This is a genomic window from Curtobacterium sp. NPDC089991 (assembly GCF_044748425.1).
Lineage (GTDB): Bacteria > Actinomycetota > Actinomycetes > Actinomycetales > Microbacteriaceae > Curtobacterium.
The window spans coordinates 660680-685610 of the sequence record NZ_JBIVGB010000002.1 but is presented as its reverse complement, the minus strand read 5'-3'; the positions used below and the strand labels follow the sequence as shown (position 1 = coordinate 685610).

Here is a 24931-nt window from a genome sequence, read left to right as displayed (position 1 = left end):
TCGTCGATCACTCGGCGGTGCTCAGGTCGTAGACGGTCTGCCCACCGACCGTGGTCGACTCGTAGTTCGCCGCGACCCACTCCTGGATCGCCGAGGCGGTGGACGACCCGCCGCCCATCCCGCCGCCACCGGAGCCGGAGGAGACGTAGTACCCGATGTCCCCGTCGGCGACGTACGCCTTGAACTGGGCGAGCGTGGGTGCCGGGTCGCTCGACCAGCCACCGATCGCCATGACGGCGGTGTCGGTGTCGAGTTCGAGCTGCGCGGCCGACTGCGATCCGTTGACGGCGGCCGCCCACTTCGCGTCGGACGCCTCGAGCAGCTTCTGCAGTGCCGACGAGGTCGACGCACCTTCGCCACCGCCCCCGGTCTGGAGGCCCGTCCCCGACCCACCCTCGGAGGTCGCGTCGTCCGTGCCGTCCTGGCCACTGCCCGGTGCCGTGCCGGACGTGCCGTCCGGCATCTCCGGCGCCTCGCCGGACGCGCCCTCCGGCGGGGTCCCGCCGGGACCCTGCTGGGAGTCGGACGTGCTGTCGGAGCCGCCGTCGTCGGAGCCGGAGGTCGACCCACCCGGTCCGCCCGTGCCTCCCGGGAAGCCACCGGTGCCGCCGCCCATCCCACCGGAGCTGCTGCCCGCCGGACCGACGCTCGGGATCGAACCGGAGTGCGCGACGGTCGTCGTGGCGAGGGCGTAGGCGGTGGTGCCGGACAGCCCGAACAGGGTGCCGGCGAGGACGCCGACCGTGACCAGCTTGCGGAGCGACGGGACACTGCCCATCACCACGAGCGCTGCGGACAGCAGCCCGCCGGCCAGCATCACCCAGCGGAGCCACGGCAGCCACGTCGGGTTCTCGTTGAGCAGGCACCAGCCCCAGAAGGCGGTGATGCCGATCATCGCGGCCAGGCCGATCCGGCCGACGAACCGCGCTCGTGCGTGCCAGAGCAGCGCGCCACCGGTGCCGGCGAGTCCGGCGATCGCCGGTGCCAACGCGACCGTGTAGTACGGGTGGATCGTGCCGGACATGTACGAGAACACCAGGCCGGTGACCAGGAGCCAGCCGCCCCACAGGACGAGTCCGGCGCGGGCCGGGTCGGCCAGGTGACGGCGTCCGACGACGACCAGACCGACGATCAGCGCGATGAGCGCTGCGGGCAGGAGCCACGAGATCTCGAGCCCCATCTCGGACGAGAACAGCCGGTTCAGGCCCGTCGAGCCACCGAAGGAGCCACCCGCGGTGCCGCCGGTCATGCCGCCGCCTCCGCCGCCGTTGCCCGAGCCGCCGAAGATCCGACCGAGGCCGTTGTAGCCGAACACCAGGTCGAGGACGGTGTTGTTCGTCGAACCGCCGATGTACGGGCGGGACTCGGCCGGCCACAACCACACGGCGACGACCCACCAGCCGGCCGACACCACGAGGGACCCCGCGGCGATGAGCAGCCCGATGACGCGCTTGCCCCAGGTGGTGCGGGCGGCGAACAGGTAGACGAGGCCGAAGGCCGGCAGGACGAGCAGCCCCTGCAGCATCTTCGTCAGGAACGCGAAGCCGAGGGCGACCCCGGCCAGTGCGATCCACTTCCAGCTGCCTCGCGGCAGCGCCCGCACGGTGCAGTACGCGCCGGCGGTCATCAGGAACACGAGCATCGCGTCCGGGTTGTCGAAGCGGAACATCAGGGCCGCCGCCGGCGTGGCCGCGACGACGAAGCCGGCGAGCAGCGCGCCCACGTTCGCGGTGGTGGTGCCGACGCGGGCGAGGGTGCGGCGAACCGTGCCCCACACCAGTGCGACCGAGCCCACGGCCATGAGCGCCTGCGGGAGCAGCAGGCTGAAGCTCGAGAAGCCGAACAGCCGCGCGGACAACACCATCACCCAGAGCGACGCCGGGGGTTTGTCGACCGTGATGAAGTTCGACGAGTCGAGGGAGCCGAAGAAGAACGCCTCCCACGACTTCGTGCCGGCCTGCACGGCGGCGGCGTAGAAGCTGTTGGCGTACCCCGAGACGCTGAGGTCCCAGAGGTACACCACGGCGGTCACGGCGAGGAGCGCCCAGAACGCCGGCCGGAGCCAGCGGGCGTCCTCGCGCTCGCCGAGGAACAGGCGGGCGAACGGCTTGCGACGCCGATCCTGCGCGTCGGTCAGCGCGGAGGCCTTTCGATCGGTCACGGGTATCGGGTACGTGGTCATGTCGATGAGCATCGGGGGCGTTCCCCGAGCGCGGCACTGCGCCGGCTGTGCGCGGTCTAAGGATGCACGGTGCGAGCCTGCACCGTGCGCGGTCAGGCGTACCGCTGCGCCGCGTGGAGGGCCGCCCCCGTGTACGACCCGCCGAACAGGAACACGTGCAGCAGCAGCGGCGCGAGCTGGTGGAGCTCGACGCGCTCCTGCCAGCCGTCGGCGAGCCGCGACTCCCGGTCGTAGGCGGCGAGCACCGTCTCCAACCGAGGCAGCCCGAACAGTCCGAGCAGCGCCAGGTCGGTCTCGGCGTGCCCGCCGTGCGCGATCGGGTCGATGAGCACCGCGCCGGTCGGTTCGGACGCGTCCGTCGGCCAGAGCACGTTGCCGGCCCACAGGTCGCCGTGCAGCCGCGCGGGCCGGTCCCCGACGAGTGCGGGCTGCGGCGACCCGAGCGTGCCGTCCTGCACCCGGTCTGCGACCCGCTCGAACACGGCCGCCTGGGCGTGGTCGAACCCGCCGGCGTCGACGATTCGGCGGACGAAGTCGCGGATCCGGTACTCGGCGAAGAACGCGCCCCAGGTACTCGGTGCATGCGCAGCGTCGACGAACGGGGTGCGGGAGCGTCCCATCCGGAGCGCGGAACCCGTCGTCCAGCCGGCGGGCGGTGCGCCCCAGTGGTCGGCGCCGGCGGCGTGGGTGTGCGCGAGGGAGCGTCCGAAGCGCTCGGCCTGTGCGGCGGTGGGGGAGCCGTCAGTGATCAGCTCGAGGTCGAGCACGGTCGTGGCCGGCCGGTCCAGCACCCGCGCGATCCTGGTGCCGCCAGCGTCTTCGGCCTCGGCGAGCCAGCCGAGGCCGGCGGCTTCGGCTGCCGCTTCGTCCGGGGTGGTGAAGGTCTTCACGTGCGTCTCGGCCACCGGTCCATCCTGCCGAGGGGTCCCCGTCGTCCGTTCAGCGCACGGTCATCCGGCGAGGAACCGCAGATGTCGTTCCACCCGCCCGGCGAACGTCGGACAATCGGCGTCACGGAGCGCCCCGGGCAGGCTCTTCCGTGCGCCGCGGGGACGGCTGGACCAGTACCGCGCCTGCTCGCGCACGACGTCGCGCACGATCCACGGCGCCGAGTCGTCGACCAGGCTGAAGAACTCGTCACAGCGGTACACCTCGTACATCGCTGCATCCGTCGCGCGGAGACCACGGTCCTGCGTGAGGAGGACGTGCGCCCCGCAGGCGATCGCGGCGGCGTGCACGTGCCGGTCGTCGGGATCGGTTCCGTGGTACTCGACCGTGGCGTCGAAGTCGTCGACGAGCTCGTCGATCGAGTCGAGGATCGCTGCTCGCAGCCGGGAGACGGCCGACCCGGGCCTGTCGGGGTGCAGTCGGCGGAGGGTGTGCGTGGTCTCGGCCAGCACGTCCTCGGTCGTGTGGAGCTGGAACATGCCGTCCGTGTGCAGTCGGAGCAGGCACGTCCAGTCTCGCAACGTCCGGCTGCAGAAGACGTTCGCATCGACGAAGACCCGCTGAAGCATCACATATCAAGCCTAGTGCGACCGGGTGTCAGTCGAAGGCCTCACCGGACTCGAGCAGTTCGCGAGCTGCCGCTGCGCGGGCGACCCGTCGTGTGTCTCGGGCTGCGAGGACGTCCGCGCGCCGGAGCCGGTGGTGGGTCCCGACGGTGTGTGCAGCGATCTCACCTCGGCCGATGGCCTTCATCAAGGTGGGCCGGGAGATCCCGATGACGTCGGCGGCGACGGTCGTCGTCATCTCGTCGGGGAGGATGCTCGTCGAGATGCCAGCCCCGTCGGCCATGCTGCGGACGAGGTTCGCGACGAAGCCCCCGAGTCGCTCCGGGAGCACGAGTTCCGTGCCGTCGTCGAGGTGGAGCTCGACGGTCGCGACCTGTCGATCGCCGGCGCGCTCGACGAGGTCGACGGCCTCGGCGCGAGCGACCTCGTCGACGCGGAGGGGTCGTCGTGTCGTCGTCTGGCGCATCGGGTCTCCGTCTCGCGTCCGTTGGTGGGCAACTGGCTCAACGGTACCGGGGTTGCACTTGCAAGTGCAACCTGTCAGACCGCGTCGACCAGCGCCCTCGCCAGCGGGTGCCACTCGCGCGACGACGGGCCGCTCAGCACCAGGGTCCGCTCGAGTCGCCGGGCCATCGGCACCATCACGAGGTCCGGCGGCAGCATCACCCGGCCGAGCGTCGGCACGATCGAGACGCCCTCGCCCCGTTCGATCATCCCGAACATGGTGCTCATCTCCCGCACGCGGTGGGCGTACCGGAAGGGGCGTCCGTCGAGCTCGTGCAGCTTCTGGATCTGGTACTCGCACCCGCCGCCGCCCGCGACCAGGCCGTCCTCGTGCAGGTCGTCGAGCGTGAGCGCGGGCAGCTCGGCGAGCGGGTGGTCGCGCCGGACGACGGCGGCCATCTCGTCCCGGGCGACGACGACGCCCCCGGCCGGCACCGGCGCGGGGTCGACGAGCACGGCTGCGTCCACGGTGCCGCTCTCGAGCCAATCGGGCATCTCGTCGTCGTCGCCCTCGTAGACCTGCACGTCGACGTCGGGCAACGTCACCGCCCACAGCTCGCGGAGCCGCGGTAGCAGGCCCTGGCAGACGGTGGGGACGGCCGCGAGTCGCACGGTGCCGCGCGCTGTGGCGGGCCGGACCACTGCCTCCAGGGCGTCGACCGAGGCGAGCACGCTGCGGGCGTGGGCGAGCAGGCGGTCGCCCAGGGGTGTCGGGACGGCGACCGCACCGCGCCGGACGACCGGCCCGCCGACCTCGCGCTCGAGCCCGGCGACGGCGTGCGAGACGGCCGACTGGCCGACGCCGAGCACGGATGCCGCGGACGTGAACGACCCGGCGTCGAGCGTGGCGACGAACGCACGGAGCTGGGGGACCGAGACGGTCATGCGTGCTCCTCATGTCGGCATGAACCCCATGCGTTTGCCGCATGGGCGTTGGTGGTTCGACACTAGGCCACATGAACGCCCTCCTCTACGGTCTCGTCGCCCTCACCTGGGGCTCGAGCTTCCTCTTCGCGAAGATCGGCCTCGACGGACTCGCACCGCAGCAGGTCGCCACCGTGCGGACCGTCCTGGGCGGCGTGACGCTCGTCGTGCTGTTGCTCGCGACCCGTCGGCGCTGGCCGCGGGAGCCCCGCGTGTGGGCGCACCTGGCGGTCGTCGCGTTCTTCCTGAACGCCCTGCCGTCGTCGTTGATGGCGTGGGCCGAGCAGACCGTGCCGTCCGGGCTCGCGAGCATCTACAACGCGACGACCCCGATCATGACGCTGGCGGCGCTCGCGGTGCTCGTGCCCTCCGAACGGCTGCGGGGCCGGCAGGTGGCCGGGATCGTGGTCGGCATCGTCGGCGTGCTGGTGCTCGTCGGTCCGTGGGACCTGCTCGGCGACCCGGCCGTCCTGGCGAGCGTCCCGGGGCAGGTGGCGTTGCTCGGCATGACCGCGTCCTACGGCATCGGCCTCGCTTACCTGCGCCGCGTGGCGGTGGGCAGCGCGTACGACCCGGTCACGATCGCGACGGTGCAGCTCACGCTGGCGTCGGGCATGCTCCTGCTGGTCGCGCCCGCCATCGCCACCGGCCCGGTACAGCTGGACGGGAGGATCGTGGCCGCGATGGTCGCGCTCGGTTGCGTCGGCACGGGGCTGGCCTACGCGTGGAACACGCGCCTGGTCCAGGCGTGGGGCGCCGGTCGGGCGTCGACGGTCACCTACCTGACGCCGGTGGTCGGCGTGGCGCTCGGCGTGCTCGTGCTCGGTGAGCGCGTGCGGTGGAACGAGCCGGTGGGCGGACTGGTCGTGCTGCTCGGCATCGCGCTGGCCTCGGGGGTGCTCGGCCGTCGGAGTCTGCGTCGCCCGGCACGCCCCGCCCGTACGCTGGCCGGGTGACTTCCGGCCAGGACCCCCACGTGGTGCGACTGCTGTTCGCCTCGTCCCACCCCGGCCCGACCGTCACGGTCACGGTGCTCGCCGCCGTCATCGCCGCGGCGGTCGGACACCCGGTGTGGCTCGTGGTCCTGGTCGCGCTGACGGTGGTCGCCGGCCAGCTGTCGATCGGCCTGGCGAACGACTGGATCGACGCCGACCGCGACCGTGCCGTCGGCCGGAGCGACAAGCCCGTCGCCCGCGGGCTCATCGCGGTCGAGACGGTCCGCACGGCGGCGTTCGTGACCGCCGGGGTCGCCGTGGTCCTCTCGCTGTTCCTCGGGCCCGTCGCCGCCGTCGCGCACCTGGTGCTCGTCGCCGCGGGGTGGGCCTACGACGCCGGGCTCAAGCGCACCGTGTGGTCGGTCGTGCCGTTCGTCGTCGCGTTCGGGCTGCTGCCCGTGGTCGCGGTGTCCGCCGGTCCCGAGCAGCTGTGGCCGGCGTGGTGGGCGATCGCCACCGGCGCGGTGTTCGGCGTCGCGATCCACTGCACGAACGTCCTGCCCGACCTGGTCGACGACGCCGCCACCGGGGTCCGCGGGTTCCCGCACCGCCTCGGGCTCCGGGGAGCCGGGATCGTCGCGTTCGGGTCGCTCGTCGTCGCGGCCGGCCTGGTGCTCGGCGGACAGGTGCTCGGTGACGACCCGGTCCGCGGCGGCGGGGTCGTACTGGCCGTGGTCGGAGCGGTCGTCGTGCTGGCGCTCGCCGTGGTGGGGGTCCGGCTGGTGCTGGCGGGACGGGCGTCGCGGACCCTGTTCCGGCTCGTCATCGCGTCGTCCCTGGTGCTCGTCGTCGAGCTCGGTGTCGCCGGGGCGCGACTCGTCGCCTGACGCGAGCCGGCCGCGCGCCGACGCGAGCCGTCAGGCCCAGCGCATGGCGTAGAGCCGAGCCAGGCCGTGCGCGGTCGGCAGCGACAGGACCGTCCGGAGCAGCGCCTCCCGTCCGATGGTGGAGGCGGCACCGAGCGGACGACCGAGCCCCATGTTCGCCTCGGCCTGCCGGGCCGCACGGCGGGCGGCTGCCTGGCGGCGGGCGGCGTAGCCGGGCCACGGTCCGGCCACGCCGGTCCGGACCGCACCGGCGAGCAACGGCGCGAGCTCGGCCGCGTCGAGCCAGCCGAGGTTCATGCCCTGCCCGCCGATCGGGCTGATCTCGTGGGCGGCGTCGCCGACGAGCACGACCCGGCCGACGCCGACGCGGTCGGCCGCTCGGCGCCGCACCCGGAAGCCGCTGAGCATCGTGCAGGACGACGGATCCGGGACGACGCCGGTGCGTGCGGCGACGATCGCGGCCAATCGTGCGGCCGTCTCCGGGTCGGGGGTCGCGCCGCTCGGGGCGAACGCCAGCGAGTCCGGCACCAGGGCGACGTACCGGCGCCGACTGTGCGGCAGGGGGAAGGACTCGACGACGCCTCCGGGGCCGACGTCCACCAGGGCCGCGGTCCGGGCGTCGGCGCCTTCGGGGTCGGCGAAGTCGCCCATCACGTAGCGGTCGGGGTAGTCGCGTCCGGTGGTGCCGATGCCGAGCAGGTCACGGACGATGCTCCGTGCGCCGTCGGCCCCGACGACGAACGCCGCCCGGACGGTGACCGGTGCGCCGTCTGGGCCGGAGCCGACCGCGTCGACGTGGTCACAGTGCCGGGACAGGACGGTCACCGTCGTCCCGGTGCGCAGCGCTGCCCCATCGGCAGTGGCCAGCCGATCCCGCAGCAGGGACTCGGTGCGGTGCTGGTCGAGCGTCGCGACGTACGGGTGGGTGTCCGAGGCGCGGTCGAAGGTCAGCGTGCCGAGCGTCCGCCCGCGGCTCCGCGCGACGCCGGTGCGCACGAGAGTGGCCTCGGCGAGCACCGGGACGTCGAGCCCGATCGCGGCGAAGGCGTCGAGGGACGGCGGGTGGATGCCGATGGCGCGTGACCCCTCGGGTGGACCGGGGCGACGCTCCCACACCTGCACGGCGATGCCCTGCGCAGCCAGCAGCGCGGCGAGGAAGAGGCCGACGGGACCACCGCCGACGACGAGGACGTCGGTGCGCTCCGTGGTCACGGGCCGAGCCTACGGTCGGGCGTGCTCCGGGGCACTCAGCGAGCGGGGTGCACCAGCGTCGCCAGGGCGTCGAGTCGTTCGTGCACGATCGCAGCGAAGGGGCGGTCCTCACCCGGGGCGATCCACTGGGCGAAGGACAGGTGGAACACCGTCACCGCGGTCTCGGCGGCCATCGTCGCCGCCGGTTCGGGGACGCCGCGCTCGCGCATGACCTCGCCCAGGCGTGCCTTCAGGGTGGCGAGCTTGCCGAGCTCCCGTTCGCCGAGCGCTGCGTTCGCGTCGATGATCGTCTGCCGGGCCCGCGACCACGACCGGCGGTCCTCGGGGAAGAACCCGGCGGCGGCGTCGAGGGCGCGGCCGACCAGGTCGAAGGGCGCCGCGTCGGCCGGGGCGGCCGTGATCGGGTCGACGAACATCGCGAGGAAGTCGTCCTGGCCGGCGAACAGGACCTCGCGCTTGTCGGCGAAGTGCCGGAAGAAGGTGCGCTCGGTGACCTGGGCCTCGGCGGCGATCCGCGCGACCGTGGTGCCGTCGTAGCCCTCGGACGCGAAGAGCTGCAGCGCGACCGCCTGCAGTCGTTCACGCGTTCCGGGTTGCCATCGGGCCATGCGGAGAGTCTACTGAACAGGACACCTTGATGACAGCGGCTGACATCGAGTGCTACGGTGATGTCAGTTCATGACATCACCGCCGTGGGCACCTGCGAAAGGACCACTCATGCACGTGTTCGTCACCGGGGCCTCCGGCTGGATCGGCTCCCACACCGTCGACGACCTGCTCGCCGCCGGACACACCGTCACCGGGCTCGCGCGTTCCGACGCGTCGGCCACCGCGCTCGAGGCGAAGGGCGTCGCCGTCCTTCGCGGTGACCTCGACGACCTCGACGTCATCCGCCGGGGCGCTTCCGAGGCCGAGGGCGTGCTGCACCTCGCCAACAAGCACGACTGGGCGAACGCCGCCGCCACCAATGCCAGCGAGCGGGCCGCCGTCGAGACCATCGGTGCAGCGCTCGTCGGCACCGACCGCCCGTTCGTCCTCGCATCGGGCGTCGCCGGGCTCGCCCAGGGCCGCCCCTCGACCGAAGCGGACGCCAACCCGTTCGTCGGCCCGGACAGCATGCGCGGCGGCAGCGAGAACCGCGGCTTCGACTTCGTCGGCCAGGGGGTACGCACGATCGCTGCCCGGTTCAGCCCCACCACGCACGGCACCGGTGACCACGGCTTCATCGCCGCGATCGTCGGCGCCGCCCGGCAGCGCGGCGTCTCCGGCTACGTCGGCGACGGCACGAACAGCTGGTCCGCCGTGCACGTCACCGACGCCGCCCGGCTCGTCCGCCTCGGTCTGGAGCAGGCCCCCGCCGGCACGCGGCTGCACGCCGTCGCCGAGACCGCGATCCCGACCCGGGCGATCGCCGAGGCCATCGGCGAGGTCCTCGGGCTGCCGGTGACCTCGATCGACCCGGCGGACGCGGACGCGCACTTCGGGTTCATCGGCCGGTTCTTCGGCATGGAGATGTCCGCCACGTCCGACGCCACCCGCGAGCTCCTCGGGTGGGAGCCGACCGGCCCGGGGCTGCTCGAGGACATCGCCGCCGGCGCCTACTCCGGCGTGCGGGTCGCGTAGGCGGCGCGGCTCGGGCCCGACTCGGAACGACGAGTTCGATGTCGCACGACGTCGACATCGTCGTTCCGCGTCGGCGCCAGCCCCACGCGCCCCAGCAACGGACGGGAGGCCCGTGGCGGCCCCGCCCCGCGCCTCCCGGCCGTCGCCGGTCCGAACCACGGCGCATGGTGAGCAGAAATGGCCGGGTTCAGTCACCGGACCCGACCATTTCTACTCACGAAGCGAACCGCGAAGCGACGCGCGACGCGCGAGCGCGTCGGCGCCGACTACTCGGACTTCTGCATCTGCCACGGCTCCGGCTCGCGGTCGCCGTTCGGGCGCACGGGCCGGACGTCGCCGACGATCGGGATGGCACGCTTCCGCATGAACCACAGGTAGCGGACGAAGAAGTGCGACAGCGTCGACAGCCGGTTGCCGTTGCCGAGCAGCGACGCAATGTGCACCGCCACCCACGCCAGCCACGCGACGGGCCCGACGAGCGTGATGCCACCCCGCAGCTGCGCGACCGCGGCGTTCGTGCCGATGGTCGCCATCGTGCCCTTGTCGAAGTACTTGAAGTGCTCGGTGGGCTTGCCCTCGAGCAGACGCTTGATCTGCTTCGCGACGTGCCGTCCACCCTGCAGCGCCGGCTGGGCCAGCTGCGCGAGGGCATCGGACTGCGCCGCGATGTCCCCGGCCGAGAAGATCCGCTCGGCGCCGTTGACGCGCAGGTCGTCGCCGACCTGGATGCGTCCGCCGCTGGTCTGCGGCAGGCCCCAGCCCGAGACCTCCTTGTGGGCGGCGACGCCGGTGGCCCAGATGACCTGCGAGGCGGGGATGAACTCGCCGTCGGCCGTCATCACGCCGTCGGTCTTGACCTCGGAGACGCCGGTGTTCAGCCGGAGGACGACGCCGCGCTTCCGCAGGACCTTGGCCGCGTACCGGCGCAGGCGCGGGGCGAACGGCTTGAGCAGTTCGCCACTGCGGTGCACGAGGGTGATCGTGATGGCACCCTTGTCCAGCTCGGGGTACGCCCCCTCGAGTGCCTGGTCGCGGAGCTCCGCGAGCGCGCCGGCCATCTCGACGCCGGTCGCGCCGCCGCCCACGATGACGATCTTGATCTCGTCGGGGCCCTGGTTCGCGGCGGCTTCCTCCAAGCGGGTGAACAGCTCGTCGCGGATGCGCAGGGCCTGCGAGCGGGAGTACATCGAGTACGCGTACTCGTAGGCGCCCGGGGTGCCGAAGTAGCTCGTGTTCACGCCGTTCGCGAGCACCAGGTAGTCGTAGTGCAGGTGCTCGCCGTCGGACATCTCGGCGATGCGTTCGTCGGTCCGGATGCCGGTGAGCAGGCCGTGCCGGAACTCGGCGTTGTCCTGCTTGGCGCGCAGGCTGCGCAGGAAGTACGTCACGTCGCCGGCGTTCAGTCCGCCCGTCGCCACCTGGTACATGAGGGGCTGGAACATGTTGTAGACGTGCCGGTCGACGAGCGTCACCCGGACGGGAGCGTCCGCCAGCTCGCGCATGGCAGCGACACCGGCGAATCCACCGCCGACGATGACGACGTGCGGGCGGGTGTCCTGGGGCATGCTGATCCGGCTTTCTTCGGTTCGTGAGGTGGTCACCCACGAGGGTACGCGCGCTGTGGACCGCTCCCGTCCACTGCCGACCGGGAGGCCCGGCTCGGCTCCGTCAGGCGTCGAGCCGTGCGTAGGTGCTCACGACGTTCCCCTTGCTCGTCACGGTGCTGTCGACCAGCCGCAGGCGCGTGGCCGGGTCGGTCGGCTCGAAGAGCTTCCGGCCGGAGCCGGCGATCGCCGGGTGCACCATCAGCTGGAGCTCGTCCAGGAGCCCAGCGAACAGCAGGTGCCGGACGACGCTCACGCTGCCGCACACCGCGATGCCGGCGCCGTCGCGTTCCTTGAGCTCGCGGACGAAGGTGTCGAGGTCGCCCGGGATCCTGATGGTGTTCTGCCACGTCAGGTCGTCGCCGAGCGTCGTGGAGGCCACGTACTTCTCGATCGGGTTGATCCACTGCCCGAAGCCGTCGTCGGGGTGCGCCGGCCACCACTCGGACCACTCGAGGTAGCTGTTCCTGCCGAGCAGGACGGTGTCGGTGCGGGCCATGAACGCGCCCATCCCGGCCCCGAGCTCGTCGTCGAAGCTGTCGTACTGGAACTCGTACGGGTCCTGCACGACGCCGTCGACCGACGTGAACAGCCCTGCGGTGACCTTGCGCATGGCCGGAGCGTACTGCGGATCAGCTGCCGGTGCCGCTGTCGCTGCTGCTGCCGTCCGTGCCGCTGCCGGATCCGTACCCGGGGAGCTGCCCGGTGCCGTTGCCCGGGAACTGGTTCGTGCCGCCGTTCGTGCCGGGCACCTGCGTCGTCGACTGGGACTGGTCCCCACCGATCGCATGCCCGATGGCGAAGCCGATGCCACCGCCGACGAGCAGCGCCGCCAGCCCGACGATCGCAGCCAGGACGGGCCAGAACCACGGCGGCTTCGGTGCGCTCTTCCGGCTCGTCGGGGCCGAGGCGCCGTACCACGGGGTGGCGCCGTTCGGGTCGCCCGCGTTCCAGGATCCGGCGTCGGGGCGGTAGGGCTGCTGGGCGTACTGGTTCGGTGCGGGTGCGTCGAGGGTCGCCGTGGAGGTCGGGGTCGGGGCCGAACCCCAGCCGGCCGGTGCCGCTGCCGAGGGAGTGCGGGCGGCGTCGCCCGGCTCGTGGCCGTTCGTGGGAGTGGTGTCGCTCATGGAAGGCAGTGCACACCGCGCCCCTATGTGCAGCCGATGACGAGCCTGACGCAGTGCTGCGAACCGCCGCGTACCCTCGGGGCGTGCGCGATGAGCTGGAGACGGACCCGACCACGTTCCGCACGGAGCCGACGCGCACGGGTCGACCCGTGCCTCCCGGCATCCCGCTGGTGCGACGCGCGAGGTGGGCCGCACTCGACTGGTGGTACGCGATCTCGTGGCAGGTGCGGAGCCTCGGGCCCACCACCGCTGACGACTACCGGACCGGCGACGGCCAGCCTGTCGTGGTGATCCCCGGCGTCTACGAGACCTGGCACTTCATGCGGCCGCTCATGGACGCCCTGCACGACCGCGGGCACCCGGTGCACGTGCTGCCGGTGCTGCGGCACAACCTGCGGCCGGTGCCGGACTCGGCGCGCGACGTGTTCGCGTACCTCGAGGAGCACGACCTGCGGAACGTGCTCGTGCTCGCGCACAGCAAGGGCGGGCTCATCGGGAAGTACGCGATGACCCAGCTCGACGATCACGGCCGCATCGACCGCATGGTCGCCGTGTCGACGCCGTTCGCCGGGTCGGGCTACGCGCGACTGGCTCCGGTACGGCACCTGCGAGTGTTCCGGGCGGCCGACCCCGTGCTGGCCGGACTGGCGCGGGAGCTCGACGCGAACGCCCGCATCACCTCGGTCTACGGGGTGTTCGACACGCTCATCCCCGAGGGCAGTGAACTGTCCGGGGCGACGAACGTGCGGCTGCCGGTGGGCGGGCACTTCCGGATCCTCGGTGACGCCCGCACGCGCGCCGCGGTGCTGGCGGCCGCCGACCCGGCCTGAGGCGCGCCCGTCCTCGTCCCGTCTCTCCCCGTCCTCGTCCCCGAGGTTCCGAAATCTCGGCATGTCGGCGCTCGGATTGCCGTAGTTCGGAACCTCGACGGATCTCATCCGGCATGTTGTGGAACCTCGGGGCGCGGCCAGCCTGCCTCAGGCCCCGGGCAGGAACAGGCAGAACGGGTGCCCGTCGGGGTCGAGCAGCACCCGGACGTCGTCCTGCGGTTGGAACGCGGCCTCTGTGGCACCGAGCTCCTCGGCGCGGGCGACGGCTGCCGGCAGGTCCTCCACCTGGAAGTCGAGGTGCAGCTGCATGCCGGGGGCATCGGCGGTGCCGGGCCAGGTCGGCGCGACGTACTCGGGCTCGTACTGCACGGACAGACCCGGGCCCTCGGCGGGGCGGATGCGGGCCCAGGTCGGGTCGTCCTCGTACACGGTCCACCCGGTCAGGGCGCCGTAGAACCGGGCGAGGGCGATCGGCTCCGGGGACTGCAGGACGGTCGCGGCGAGCGTCGGCATCGAGGCGTCTTCGCTGGTCATGCGGCGGAGCGTACGCCGATCAGCGACCACCGATCAGCGGTCGGCGACGCTCGCGCGCTCGACGATGCGGTGCGGCACCACCACGGTCTCGGGCGGCAGGCTCCGGTCCTCGATCCGTCGGGTCAGCAGGTCGAGTGCTGCCGTCGCGAACGCCCGCCGGTCGAACGACACCGTGCTGAGTGCGGGGATCGCGTACGCCGCACCGTCGATGTCGTCGAACCCGATGACGCTGACGTCCTCGGGGACGCGGACACCTCGGGCGGCCAGGACGTGCAGCACGCCGAAGGCGATCGAGTCCGTGAAGGCGAACACGGCGTCGGGCAGGGGGTGCTCGTCGAGCCAGGCCGCGAACGCCGTCGCTGCCGAACTCGTCGTCCAGGACGGCAGCGGCACCCGCAGTGCGGGGTCCGGTTCGATCCCGGCGGTGGCGAGTGCGGCGAGGTACCCGCGCTCCCGCAGCTCACTGGTGGCGGTGGGCTCGGACGCCCGGGCGGCACCGGCGACCGCGATCCGGCGGTGGCCCCGGGACACCAGGTAGGCGGTGACCTGCTCGGCGGCGGCCCGGCTGTCGACGTGCACCTGGTCGACGTGCTCGGGTTCGACCTCGCCGATCACGACGGTCGGCGGCAGCCCCTCGGTCGAGGCCAGGACGCTCGCGCTGAGCGACACCGGGTTGAGCACGAGGCCGTCGACGAGGTGGGCGCGGGCTCGTGAGACGAGTTCGCGCTCGCGGGCCGGGTCGTTGCCGGTCTGGTCGAGCTGGACGACCCATCCGCGCTCGCGGGCGAGTTCGACGAACCACTGCGCGAGTTCGGCGGAGTAGGCGCTGCCCATCTCGGGCAGGGTCAGGGCGATCGCACCGGAGCGGCCGTTCCGCAGCCCGCGGGCGGACAGGTTCGGCACGTAGTCGAGTTCGGCGACGGCCCGTTCGACGCGCTCGCGGGTCTCCGGGCGCACCACCACGCCGCCGTTGATGACGTTGGAGACGGTCTTCGGCGACACCCCGGCGAGGGTGGCCACGTCCCGCACGGTTGCGCGCATCGGGACGAGCGTAGCGCGGCCGGTCTCCGGTGGAGTCGTCGTGCGGGGCTGCGGGTGTGCGCTCACTGGAGCGTTACAACGATGGAAACGTTTGGCAACGGATTGCCACGTTGTAACTCCGCACGCCAGGGTCGCTGCAGGAATCCAACGGAGGAGGCCACCGAGTGACGAAGCTCGACGTCCGCGCGACGACCACCGCGCACACCGCACCACCACCCGACCCCGGGCTCCGCCGACGGAGCACGTGGCAGCGGATCCGCCGCGACCGGGTGCTGCTGCTGATGGGCCTGCCGGGAGTCGCCCTGCTGCTCGGGTTCCACTACCTGCCGCTGCTCGGGAACCTCATCGCATTCCAGGAGTACCTGCCGTTCGTGCCCCTCGGCCGCAGCCCCTGGGTCGGGTTCGAGAACTTCTCGGTGGTGTTCGACGGCAACGGCGAGTTCCTCGGCGCGCTCCGGAACACCCTCGTGATCACCCTCGTGCAGGTCGTGTTCGTGTTCCCCGCGCCGATCATCCTGGCGCTCATGCTCAACTCGCTGCTGTCCGAGCGGATCAAGGGCGTCGTGCAGTCGATCCTGTACCTGCCGCACTTCCTGTCGTGGGTGATCGTCGTCGCGGTGTTCCAGCAGATCCTCGGCGGCTCCGGACTCGTGAACAACGCGATCCGTGCCGCCGGCGGCGACGCGATCGACTTCCTCGGCAACCCCGACGGCTTCATCGCCCTGCTCACCAGCCAGGTGATCTGGAAGGACACCGGCTGGGCGACGATCCTGTTCCTCGCCGTCCTCAGCTCGATCGACGCCAGCCTGTACGAGGCGGCGAAGATGGACGGCGCCTCGCGCTGGCGGCAGCTGTGGCACGTCACCCTGCCCGGCATGCGCGGCATCATCATCCTGCTGCTCATCCTGCGGCTCGGTGACTCGCTCACCGTCGGCTTCGAGCAGATCATCCTGCAGCAGCAGGCCGTCGGTCGTGCCGCCAGCGAGGTCCTCGACACCTACGTCTACAACAACGGCGTGCTCGGTGGGCAGTGGGGTGTCGCCGCGGCCGTCGGACTCGTCAAGGGCGTCGTGGGCGTGCTGCTCGTGCTCGGCGCCAACAAGCTCGCGCACGTCTTCGGTGAAGCGGGCGTCTACCAGAAGGAGTCGCGATGACCGCCACGCACACCGTGACCGTCCCACGGGCAAAGAAGCGCAAGCGCGGTGGCCCGGACGCGGCTCCGCTACCCGGACGGCTGCTCACCGGAGCGGTCCTGCTCGTGATCTGCCTCGTGGTGATCCTGCCGTTCGTCGGCATCGTGTCGACGAGCCTCGCACCCACCAGCCAGGTGAACGACGCCGGCGGGTTCGTGATGTGGCCGAAGGGCTTCGACCTCAGCGCCTACGAGAGCATCTTCGCCGGCGGTGTCGTCACCCGGGCCCTGGTCGTGAGCATCGGCATCACCACCGTCGGCACGCTCATCAGCCTGTTCGTGAGCGCGATGCTCGCCTACGCCCTCAGCCGTCCGGGCTCCTACGGGTCGGGCGCCGTGCTCGGCCTCGTGCTCGTCAGCCTGCTGTTCGCGCCCGGCCTCATCCCGAACTACCTCGTCGTCAAGCAGTTCGGGCTGCTCGACTCGTACTGGGCGCTCATCCTGCCCACCGCCCTGAGCGCCTTCAACGTCATCGTGATGCGGTCGTTCTTCATGGCGATCCCGCAGGAGCTCCTCGAGTCGGCACGCATCGACGGCGCCGGGGACTTCGCGGTGTTCTGGCGGATCGTGCTGCCGCTGTCGAAGGCCGTCCTCGCTGTCATCGGCCTGTTCTACGCGGTCGGCTACTGGAACGCGTTCTTCAACGCGCTGCTCTACATCAACGACACCGCGAAGTGGCCCCTGCAGCTGGTGCTCCGCACCTACGTGATCAACAACGCGCAGCTCGGCGGCGCCGACCTCGGGGCGTCCGCCGATGCCCTCCCACCCCAGGCCTCGATCCAGATGGCGATCCTCGTCGTCTCGATCGTGCCGATCCTCATCGTCTACCCGTTCCTGCAGCGGCACTTCGCCAAGGGTGTCCTGACCGGTGCGGTGAAGGGCTGACCAGCGTGACGAACAACGGAATCACCCGCCGCGCGCTCATCGCGGGCGGTCTCGGGGTCGCAGCCACGGGCCTCCTGGCCAGCTGCTCCACCGTGACCCGCTCGACCGACGTCAAGGCGATCAACCAGGCGGTCACGCTGCCGGACTACGTGCCGTGGGCCGGCGGGCCGGAGCCGGCGTTCCCGAAGACGAGCGCCCTCATGCCGAGCGCCTTCCGGAAGATCCCGGCGGCCCTCGTGCCCACCGACGGCAAGCCCGGCGACGGCTCGACCGTGCACGGCAGCGTCCCGACGAACTCGCCCGTGCCGCCCTCGAAGGGCAGCAACCCGTACTGGCAGGGGCTCGACCAGCGGATGGGGATCGACCTCGACCTCACCATCACGCCGAACGCCGACTTCGGCAACAAGTTCGCCACGCAGGTCGCCGGCGACACCCTCGGCGACGTGTTCACGGTGTTCGGGTCGTTCCCGTACCTGCCGCAGTTCCTCGAGGCCAAGGCCGCCGACCTCAGTCCGCACCTGTCCGGCAGTGGCGTCCGCGACTACCCCTACCTCGCCAACCTGCCGACCGCGTCGTGGCGCGGCACCGTCTTCTCCGGCGGCATCTACGGCGTCCCCGTCCCGCGCGGACCGTTGACGTCGCAGGCCCTGTACCGCCGGCAGGACCGGTTCGAAGCCCTCGGCGTCGACCCCGCGTTCTCGAGCGTCGACGAGTTCGTGCAGGTCTGCCGCGACGTCTCGGACCCGCACAGCAACCGCTGGGCGCTCGCCTCGGTGCCGACGAACATCCTCGGCCCGATGCTCGGACTGCCGAACCAGTGGCAGGTCGAGGGTGGCCGGTTCACCCACATGTACGAGCTGGACGAGTACCAGGACCTGCTCGAGGTGTCGCGGAAGCTCGTTGCCGAGGACCTCGTCCACCCGGACAGCATCACCGCCTACAACGGCAAGGTCTGGTTCGTGCAGGGCTCCGCGCTCATGCTCTCCGACACGTACAGCGCCATCCCCGGACTGCTGCAGCAGGCCACCCCGGGCAGCGGGTTCGAGCTGACCATCGCCCCCTTCGTCGGACCGTCCGGAGCGGAGTCGAAGCCGTGGCTCGGCGACCCGAACAACGCGATCGCGGCCGTCGCCGCCGGCGGTGAGGACCGCGTGAAGATGCTCCTCGAGGTCCTGAACTGGTGCGCGTCGCCCTTCGGCACCGAGGCCTGGATGTACCGCAAGTTCGGCATCGAGGGCCGCGACTTCGAGTACCGCGACGGATCCCCTGTCCTGACGAAGACGGGCAACAGCGAGACCGCACTCGGTGAGTTCCCGCTGCAGTACTTCACCGAGTGCCCGCTGCCGTTGTACTACTCGGGCAACCCGACGATGACGGACACCGTCTACGAGTCGCTGTCGTCGTGGGTCGACCGCGGGCTGCCGAACCCCGCCTACGGCCTGTACTCGCCGACGAACTCGACGACCGGGCCGGCCCTCGGCACCTTCGCGACGAACGCGATCAACGACGTGCTGCTCGGGCGGGCGAAGGTGTCGTCGTGGAAGGGGACCGTGCGGGAGTGGCGTCGCCGGGGCGGCGACGCCATCCGCCGCGAGAACCAGCAGGCGTTGGCAGCGCGGTCGTCCTGACGCGATCGTCGTCGCGTGGTGTGGCGCCCAGACGCCGCGCCGTTTCGCGGCGTCTCGCGCACACGACGGCGTCCTGCGCCACGGGCCTCCCGTCCGTCAGCGCGGCGCGCTCACACCAGCCACGACGGATCGGCGAGCAGGTCCTCGAGCTCCTGGACCAACCGCGAGGTGTGGAAACCGTCGGCTGCCGCGTGGTTGATCTGCAGCGCCAGCGGCATCACGGTGCGGTCACCCTCCGTCCGGTACCTGCCGAGCGTGATGATCGGCAACAGGTGGTCGTACCCGTCGCGGACGTGCAGCGCGAACCCGGTGAACGACGTGCGGGGGAAGGTGGAGACGTCGAACACGTTCCGGGGCCGGTCGTCCTGCGGGAACATCCGGACGTCGTCCCGGTACCGCTCCATCGTGTCGACCGCGGCGGCGTGGAACCGGCCGGGGTCCTCGTCGTAGGGCACGACCAACGCCGAGAAGGTCTCCGTGTCCGGGTGGAACACCGTGAACATCGGGTGCACGACGTCCCAGACGCCGGGGGAGCCGTCGTCGAGCAGCTGCATCCGGAACTCGGCGTGGCGGTTGACGACGGTCGCGATCGCCCAGATCTGGGACGCGTAGGTCTTCGCCGCGCTCGTGCGGACCGCTGCGACGAAGGCCGTGACGTCGACGTCGACGGTCACCTCGTAGGTGCACTGCACACGCTGCCGGTAGTGCTCGAAGTGCTCGCGGCGGGGCCAGGTGTCCAGGTCGATCGGTCGGAGCTCCGTCATGGCACCAGTCTGGTCGCGAGTGCGGCGTCGAGTGCTGCCCGCTCACCGTCGATCGTCAACGCGACCTCGACGAGCGCCCGTCGCTTCCACAGGAGGAGCAGCACGTCCTCCGCCCGACCAGTGACGATGACGGCGGCGTCGCCACCGTCCGCGCCGTCGAGCGAGGCCTCGCCGGGTGCGTCGGAGAACGCGAACACGACGGTCCGCGCCAGCGCCGCGATGCGGCCGAGCCGCACCTGACGCGGGTACAGGTCACCGACGACCTCACGAACGCCGTCGGTCGCCAGCTCGACCGGGAGGCCCGGCTCTACTCCCAGCGCCCGCTGCGCATCCCACAGGTGGATCGCGGTCTCGTGCGCCTGGCGACGTGCCCAGGTCGCGGCCGTGTCCGGCGGGTAGATCGCCGAGCACGGGGTGTCCGAGGAGCGTGCCCGGAGCGCCGCGACGAGTTCGTCGGCTCCCGTGCGGAAGCGGTCCGCGAGGTCGTCGTGCGCGAGCGGTGCGGGCTCCGCACCGGTCAGCTGCCCGAGCGCCCACCGGTGCACGTCGGTCAGATGGACCCCGAGGTCCTCGACGGACCAACCAGGGCACGACGGCACCGGTGCCGCGCGGTCGCCGGACCGCAGGACGTCGTCGAACCGTTGCGCTGCTCCGGCGAGGGCGGTGAGGTGGGTGTCGTACGTCGACATGGAGCCAGCATGGTCACGAGGTGCTCCCTAGGGTGGAGCCATGCCGACGCTCGAACGGGTTCCTTCCCTGACCGCCCCGGAACTGCTGGCCGCACCCGTCGCCGCAGCGCTCGCCGCGTTGCCCGCCGATGTCGCCGCACGGATCGAGGCAGCTCCGATCGACCCTGACCTGGCCGACACCGCCGCGTTCTCGGATGCGTACGGCTTCCCGCTCGACGGCGGGGCGAACTGCATCGTCGTCGCGGGCAAGCGCGGCGAGGACGTCCGGTTCGCCGCGTGCATCGTGCTCGCTCACACCCGCCTCGACGTGAACCGTGTCGTCCGGAAGCTGCTCGACGTGCGGAAGGCGAGCTTCGCGCCGATGGACCAGGCCGTGGAGCTGACGGGCATGGAGTACGGCGGAATCACCCCGATCGGGCTGCCCTCCGCTTGGCCGGTGTACGTCGATTCCCGTGTGCTCGATGCCCCGGACGCCGTGATCGGTGCCGGACGCCGCGGTGCGAAGGTGTTCCTGCCCGGCTCCGTCCTCGGAGCGCTGCCGGGTGTGCAGGTCGTCGAGGGCCTGGCGACCGAGGGCCTGGCGACCGAAGCCTGATCAGTCGTTCGGGCGGATGAGGCAGAACGGGTGGCCCGCCGGGTCGAGGTACACGCGGAACGTCGGGGTCGCCGAGCCCGTCGCGGTCGCACCGATCGCCAAGACCGCTGCCTCGCCGTCGTCGAGGTCCTCGACCTTCACGTCGAGGTGGCTCTGCTGCGGGACGAGCTGGCCGGGCCACTCGGGTGCGCAGTAGTCCTCGACCTGCTGGAACGCCAGGAGCGGCCGCTGGTCGGTGAAGGGGAGCGCGACCTCCGCCCAGTCCTCGTCGAAGCCGACGATCTCGCCGCCGAGCAGCTCCGCGTAGAAGCGCGCCAGGCCGCGAGGGTCTGCGCAGTCCAGGACCACCATGTCGAGTGTGCCGATCATGGCCGTCACGGTAGACCGATCAGCGCGCTGCGGTCAGGGCCTTCGTGATCCGCTGCAACGACACCGTCTCAGCGGTGCCGAGTTCCTGCGCGAACAAGCTGAGGCGGAACTCCTCGAGCATCCACCGCGCGTGCACGAGCTCGGGGTGCGAACCGACTGCCGGAGGGAAGGCCCCGCCGGCGTCGACGTAGCGGTCGGTCGCGACGGTGACCTCGCGCATCCACGTGGCATCGCGCCCGGGGTTCTGCAGCAGCTTCTGCACGCGCGCCTCGATGCCCTGCAGGTAGACCCGGATGCGCCGGAGCCGGTCGGTCCCGGCGACGGAGACGAACCCCGGGGAGACGAGACGCTCCATCTGCTGGCGCATGTCCGTCAGCGCACCGAGCAGGGACATCGAGTTCGCCTGCTTGAGTGCTCGTTCGGCGGACCGTTGGGCGAGGAGCACGGCAGCGAGCTCGGACACCGCCGTGAACATCGTGTCGACGACCGTCGCCGACACGGCGTCACGAACCGCTTCGAACCCGGCCTTCGTGAACACGAGCCCGTCCGGGTGAGCGCGACGGATCACCGCGTCGACGACGGCCGCGAGCACGTCGTCGAAGAGTGCGTTCGTGGAGGCGTACGGGCTCGCCGCGAGTGCGAGCTTCTCCTGCGCGGTCAGGTGCGACTGGATGTACGACACCGGCGACGGCACCGTGAGCATCACCAGGCGACGGACCCCGGCGGGCATGCGCACCTGCCGGTCGGACGGTGTCGCGAGCAACTGCACGCCGACGGTCGCCTTCGGGCCGGAGCCCTCTTCCACCAGGGACGGGTAGGCGCGGATGACACCACCGGCCTGCTTGGTGTCGAGGGTCTGCGGCAGGTCCTGGGCCGGCCACGTGGTGAGGCCGGACTGTTCCACCCCGGCACCGCCACCGGCGGCGGCGACGCGAGCCGCGCCTCCCGGTCGTCCCGCACCTCGCACCGTGGCGGAGGCGACGCTCTGCTGCGTGCGGTCCTTGAGCTTGGTCTGCAGGACCGACAGGTCCTTGCCGGCCTCGACGCGTCGGCCACGTTCGTCGACGACTGCCCAGGTCGGCAGCAGGTGTGATGGCACGCGGGCCAGGTCGAAGTCGGACTCCGACACCGGGACGTAGGTCATGCGCTGGATCGCCTTGGCCAGGGTCGCGCGGAACGACTCGGTCGGCTCGGTCGGGGCGTCGTCCGGCAGTTCGGCGACGATCTTCTCGGCCCAGTCGGCGGCGGGGACGACGTTCTTGCGGATCTGCTTCGGCAGCGACTTGATGAGGGCGGTCACGAGTTCCTTGCGGAGGCCGCGGACCTGCCAGTCGAAGCCCTCTTCGCGCATGCGGGGGAGCAGTGCGAGCGGCACCTGCACGCTGACGCCGTCGTCCTGCGCGCCCGGCTCGAAGCGGTACTGGATCGCGAGTCGCTGGTCGCCGCTCCGCCACTGGGTCGGGTACTCGACGTCGTCCTCCGCCGCCTCGGCAGCGGATTCGTCCAGGAGGTCCGCCCGGCGCATCGTGAGCAGGTCCGGTTGGTCGCGGCGCGTCGTCCGCCACCACCCCTCGAAGTCGCGGGTCGTCGCGATGTCGGCGGGGATGCGGGCGTCGTAGAACTCGTAGACGTTCTCGTCGTCGAGCAGGATGTCGCGCCGGCGCGTGCGCTCCTCGAGCTGCTCGAGTTCCTTGCGGAGCTTCCGGTTGGCACGGTCGAACGCCTGCTGCGACTCCCACTCGCCCTCGACCAGGGCGTGGCGGATGAAGAGCTCGCGCGAGTGCTCCGGGTCGATCCGGGCGTACTGCACGCGGCGCCGCTGCACGATCGGGACGCCGAACAGGGTCACCCGCTCGTAGGCGACGACCGCGCCCTGCTTCTTCTCCCAGTGCGGTTCGCCGTAGGTGCGCTTCAGCAGGTCACCGGCGAGGGGCTCGACCCAGGCGGGGTCGATCCGGCCGACGGTCCGTGCGAACAGCCGACTGGTCTCGACGAGTTCGGCCGCCATCACCGCGTCGGGCTGCTTCTTCGCGAGCACACTGCCCGGGAACACCACGAACCGGGTGTTCCGCGAGCCGAGGTAGTCGCGCTTCTCGCGGTCGCGCAGCCCGATCTGGCTGAGCAGACCGGCGAGCAGGGACCGGTGCACCGCGTCGCCGTCGTCGGAGCGGGACTGCCCGACCCGGACGTCGACCTGCTTCGCGGCGCGGGAGAGCTGGCGGTACAGGTCCTGCCACTCGCGGATGCGCAGGTAGTTGAGGAACTCGGCCTTGCAGAGCCGGCGGAACGCGCTCGACGACAGCTCGTCCTGCTTGTCCTCGATGTAGTTCCACAGCGCGAGCAGGGTGAGGAAGTCGCTCGTCGGGTCGGCGAAGCGGGCGTGCATCTGGTCGGCGTGGGCGCGCTTCTCGAGCGGGCGTTCGCGGGGGTCCTGGATGCTCAGGGCACTGACGACGGCGACGACCTCGCGACCGACGCCCTGGCGCCCGGCCTCGAGCACCATCCGGCCGAGCCGCGGGTCGATCGGCAGCCGGGTGAGCTGTCGTCCGGACTTGGTGATTCGGCCGTCCTTGTCGACGGCACGGAGTTCGCGCAGCAGGTCCAGGCCGTCCTTCACGCCGCGGGAGTCCGGTGGCTGCAGGAACGGGAACGACTCGATGTCGCCGAACCCGAGCGAGATCATCTGCAGGATCACCGCGGCGAGGTTCGTCCGCAGGATCTCGGGGTCGGTGAACTCGTCGCGACGCTCGAAGTCGTCTTCGGAGTAGAGCCGGATCGCGATGCCGGCGCTCGTGCGGCCCGCTCGACCCGAACGCTGGTTGGCGCTGGCCTGCGAGATCGCCTCGATCGGCAGCCGCTGCACCTTGGCGCGCGGGGAGTACCGCGAGATGCGCGCGGTGCCGGTGTCGATGACGTACTTGATGCCGGGCACCGTCAGCGAGGTCTCGGCGACGTTGGTGGCGAGCACCACGCGTCGGCGGATCCCCGGCGTGGTGCGTCGGTCGAACACGCGGTGCTGGTCGGCGGCGGAGAGTCGGCCGTACAGGGGCAGGACCTCGGTGCCCTGGTAGCGCTTGCCCTCGATCGCTTCCTGCGCGTCGCGGATCTCGTTCTCGCCGGACAGGAACACGAGCACGTCGCCGGGTTCTTCGCGCGCGAGTTCGTCGAGTGCGTCGGTGATCCCCTGCAGGGTGTCGCGGTCGTCGGCGCCGTTCGCCCCGCCGCGGTCGGCCGTACGCGAGTCGGTCTCGTCGTCCTCGTCGGTGTCGTCGGCGTCCTCGGACACGAGCGGGCGGTACCGGATCTCGACGGGGTAAGTCCGCCCGGAGACCTCGATGATCGGGGCATCGCCGAAGTGCTTCGAGAAGGACTCGGGGTCGATCGTCGCGCTCGTGATGATGAGCTTGAGGTCAGGGCGCCGCACCAGGAGCCGCTTGAGGTAGCCGAGCAGGAAGTCGATCGTGAGCGACCGCTCGTGCGCCTCGTCGATGATGATCGTGTCGTACCGCTTCAGGTCGCGGTCGAAGTGGATCTCGTTCAGCAGGATGCCGTCGGTCATCAGCTTGATGCGGGTGTTCGACGACACCTTGTCGGTGAACCGGACCTGGTAGCCGACGAGGTCGCCGAGGTCGCTGCCGAGCTCTTCGGACACGCGCTCGGCGATGGTGCGAGCGGCGATCCGGCGGGGCTGGGTGTGCCCGATGTGCTCACGCCCCAGCTCGAGGCAGATCTTCGGCAGCTGGGTGGTCTTGCCCGAGCCGGTGGCACCCGCGACGATGACGACCTGGTTGTCACGGATGGCGGCCGCGATGTCGTCCCGCCGCTGCGAGACCGGCAGTTCGGGCGGGTACGTGATGACTGGCGGCGTGGGAGACATGAGCATTCCAGGATA

At 71.5% G+C, this 24931-nt stretch carries 24 protein-coding genes; 8 read left to right on the top strand and 16 right to left on the bottom strand.

Annotated elements, in window-relative coordinates; translation table 11 throughout:
* Nucleotides 1-7: 7 nt before the first annotated feature.
* From ACIPV1_RS08435 to ACIPV1_RS08415, 5 genes are all read right to left on the bottom strand, one after another.
* Nucleotides 8-2161, bottom strand: coding sequence for an ArnT family glycosyltransferase (locus tag ACIPV1_RS08435; protein ID WP_402726143.1), 2154 nt, complete (start codon nucleotides 2159-2161; stop codon nucleotides 8-10).
* 113 nt (nucleotides 2162-2274) lie between these two features.
* Complete coding sequence (locus ACIPV1_RS08430) at nucleotides 2275-3087, bottom strand: fructosamine kinase family protein (protein WP_131880415.1); 813 nt, start codon at nucleotides 3085-3087, stop codon at nucleotides 2275-2277.
* Between the two features lie 45 nt (nucleotides 3088-3132).
* Nucleotides 3133-3699 carry a putative toxin-antitoxin system toxin component, PIN family gene (locus tag ACIPV1_RS08425; RefSeq protein WP_132099842.1) on the bottom strand — a complete coding sequence of 189 codons (567 nt, stop codon included), beginning with the start codon at nucleotides 3697-3699 and terminating at the stop codon, nucleotides 3133-3135.
* A gap of 28 nt (nucleotides 3700-3727) precedes the next feature.
* Nucleotides 3728-4162: an excisionase family DNA-binding protein gene (locus tag ACIPV1_RS08420; protein WP_243650073.1), complete on the bottom strand. Its 435-nt coding sequence runs from the start codon at nucleotides 4160-4162 to the stop codon at nucleotides 3728-3730.
* Nucleotides 4163-4236: 74 nt separating this feature from the next.
* Nucleotides 4237-5085, bottom strand: coding sequence for a LysR family transcriptional regulator (locus ACIPV1_RS08415; RefSeq protein WP_402726142.1), 849 nt, complete (start codon nucleotides 5083-5085; stop codon nucleotides 4237-4239).
* Nucleotides 5086-5156: 71 nt separating this feature from the next.
* Between ACIPV1_RS08415 and ACIPV1_RS08410 the strand changes: the two genes are divergently transcribed.
* Together ACIPV1_RS08410 and ACIPV1_RS08405 are read left to right on the top strand one after the other, a co-directional pair.
* The gene (locus ACIPV1_RS08410) at nucleotides 5157-6080 is read left to right on the top strand and encodes a DMT family transporter (protein ID WP_111084731.1); all 924 of its coding nucleotides are present in this window, start codon (nucleotides 5157-5159) and stop codon (nucleotides 6078-6080) included.
* Nucleotides 6077-6946: a UbiA family prenyltransferase gene (locus ACIPV1_RS08405; RefSeq protein ID WP_243692415.1), complete on the top strand. Its 870-nt coding sequence runs from the start codon at nucleotides 6077-6079 to the stop codon at nucleotides 6944-6946. The genes ACIPV1_RS08410 and ACIPV1_RS08405 overlap by 4 nt, the downstream gene beginning before the upstream one ends.
* Nucleotides 6947-6976: 30 nt before the next feature.
* Here ACIPV1_RS08405 and ACIPV1_RS08400 read toward each other — a convergent pair whose 3' ends face one another.
* Nucleotides 6977-8158 (bottom strand): FAD-dependent oxidoreductase, encoded by a 1182-nt coding sequence (locus tag ACIPV1_RS08400; RefSeq protein WP_402726141.1) that lies wholly within the window; start codon nucleotides 8156-8158, stop codon nucleotides 6977-6979.
* Between the two features lie 35 nt (nucleotides 8159-8193).
* Nucleotides 8194-8766, bottom strand: coding sequence for a TetR/AcrR family transcriptional regulator (locus ACIPV1_RS08395; RefSeq protein WP_402726140.1), 573 nt, complete (start codon nucleotides 8764-8766; stop codon nucleotides 8194-8196).
* Between the two features lie 109 nt (nucleotides 8767-8875).
* Between ACIPV1_RS08395 and ACIPV1_RS08390 the strand changes: the two genes are divergently transcribed.
* Nucleotides 8876-9781: an SDR family oxidoreductase gene (locus ACIPV1_RS08390; RefSeq protein WP_402726139.1), complete on the top strand. Its 906-nt coding sequence runs from the start codon at nucleotides 8876-8878 to the stop codon at nucleotides 9779-9781.
* Between the two features lie 266 nt (nucleotides 9782-10047).
* Here ACIPV1_RS08390 and ACIPV1_RS08385 read toward each other — a convergent pair whose 3' ends face one another.
* The 3 genes from ACIPV1_RS08385 to ACIPV1_RS08375 all read right to left on the bottom strand — a co-directional run bounded on the left by ACIPV1_RS08385 (nucleotide 10048) and on the right by ACIPV1_RS08375 (nucleotide 12512).
* Entirely contained in the window at nucleotides 10048-11382 is a 1335-nt protein-coding gene (locus ACIPV1_RS08385) for an NAD(P)/FAD-dependent oxidoreductase (protein ID WP_235036016.1), read from the bottom strand.
* Between the two features lie 67 nt (nucleotides 11383-11449).
* Nucleotides 11450-11998, bottom strand: coding sequence for a dihydrofolate reductase family protein (locus tag ACIPV1_RS08380; RefSeq protein WP_402726138.1), 549 nt, complete (start codon nucleotides 11996-11998; stop codon nucleotides 11450-11452).
* A gap of 19 nt (nucleotides 11999-12017) precedes the next feature.
* Nucleotides 12018-12512, bottom strand: coding sequence for a hypothetical protein (locus ACIPV1_RS08375; protein WP_402726137.1), 495 nt, complete (start codon nucleotides 12510-12512; stop codon nucleotides 12018-12020).
* Between the two features lie 83 nt (nucleotides 12513-12595).
* Between ACIPV1_RS08375 and ACIPV1_RS08370 the strand changes: the two genes are divergently transcribed.
* On the top strand, nucleotides 12596-13342 hold the full coding sequence (locus tag ACIPV1_RS08370) for an esterase/lipase family protein (RefSeq protein ID WP_402726136.1): 747 nt from the start codon (nucleotides 12596-12598) through the stop codon (nucleotides 13340-13342).
* 147 nt (nucleotides 13343-13489) lie between these two features.
* Here the strand turns inward: ACIPV1_RS08370 and ACIPV1_RS08365 are convergent, their stop codons facing one another.
* Entirely contained in the window at nucleotides 13490-13876 is a 387-nt protein-coding gene (locus tag ACIPV1_RS08365) for a VOC family protein (RefSeq protein WP_260154922.1), read from the bottom strand.
* 33 nt (nucleotides 13877-13909) lie between these two features.
* A complete protein-coding gene (locus tag ACIPV1_RS08360) occupies nucleotides 13910-14917 on the bottom strand; it encodes a LacI family DNA-binding transcriptional regulator (protein WP_123938407.1) in 1008 nt (335 codons plus the stop codon).
* A gap of 164 nt (nucleotides 14918-15081) precedes the next feature.
* Here ACIPV1_RS08360 and ACIPV1_RS08355 point away from each other — a divergent pair, with 164 nt between their 5' ends.
* Genes ACIPV1_RS08355 through ACIPV1_RS08345 form a run of 3 tightly spaced genes read left to right on the top strand, consistent with a single transcriptional unit; the run spans nucleotide 15082 to nucleotide 18622 of the window.
* On the top strand, nucleotides 15082-16071 hold the full coding sequence (locus ACIPV1_RS08355) for a sugar ABC transporter permease (RefSeq protein ID WP_235036018.1): 990 nt from the start codon (nucleotides 15082-15084) through the stop codon (nucleotides 16069-16071).
* Entirely contained in the window at nucleotides 16068-16994 is a 927-nt protein-coding gene (locus ACIPV1_RS08350; protein ID WP_123291805.1) for a carbohydrate ABC transporter permease, read from the top strand. The genes ACIPV1_RS08355 and ACIPV1_RS08350 overlap by 4 nt, the downstream gene beginning before the upstream one ends.
* Nucleotides 16995-16999: 5 nt before the next feature.
* A complete protein-coding gene (locus ACIPV1_RS08345) occupies nucleotides 17000-18622 on the top strand; it encodes a hypothetical protein (RefSeq protein WP_402726135.1) in 1623 nt (540 codons plus the stop codon).
* 110 nt (nucleotides 18623-18732) lie between these two features.
* Here the strand turns inward: ACIPV1_RS08345 and ACIPV1_RS08340 are convergent, their stop codons facing one another.
* Both ACIPV1_RS08340 and ACIPV1_RS08335 read right to left on the bottom strand, forming a co-directional pair.
* On the bottom strand, nucleotides 18733-19386 hold the full coding sequence (locus tag ACIPV1_RS08340) for a CatA-like O-acetyltransferase (RefSeq protein ID WP_402726134.1): 654 nt from the start codon (nucleotides 19384-19386) through the stop codon (nucleotides 18733-18735).
* A complete protein-coding gene (locus ACIPV1_RS08335) occupies nucleotides 19383-20075 on the bottom strand; it encodes a maleylpyruvate isomerase family mycothiol-dependent enzyme (protein WP_131880437.1) in 693 nt (230 codons plus the stop codon). Before ACIPV1_RS08335 ends, ACIPV1_RS08340 begins: the two co-directional genes overlap by 4 nt.
* Before the next feature lie 40 nt (nucleotides 20076-20115).
* On the opposite strand from ACIPV1_RS08335, the gene ACIPV1_RS08330 reads away from it, so the two are divergent.
* Nucleotides 20116-20670, top strand: a complete 555-nt coding sequence (locus tag ACIPV1_RS08330) for a YbaK/EbsC family protein (RefSeq protein ID WP_402726133.1) — start codon at nucleotides 20116-20118, stop codon at nucleotides 20668-20670.
* Here ACIPV1_RS08330 and ACIPV1_RS08325 read toward each other — a convergent pair whose 3' ends face one another.
* Both ACIPV1_RS08325 and hrpA read right to left on the bottom strand, forming a co-directional pair.
* A complete protein-coding gene (locus ACIPV1_RS08325) occupies nucleotides 20671-21039 on the bottom strand; it encodes a VOC family protein (RefSeq protein WP_402726132.1) in 369 nt (122 codons plus the stop codon).
* Nucleotides 21040-21058: 19 nt separating this feature from the next.
* Complete coding sequence (hrpA, locus tag ACIPV1_RS08320) at nucleotides 21059-24916, bottom strand: ATP-dependent RNA helicase HrpA (protein ID WP_402726131.1); 3858 nt, start codon at nucleotides 24914-24916, stop codon at nucleotides 21059-21061.
* Nucleotides 24917-24931: the final 15 nt, after the last annotated feature.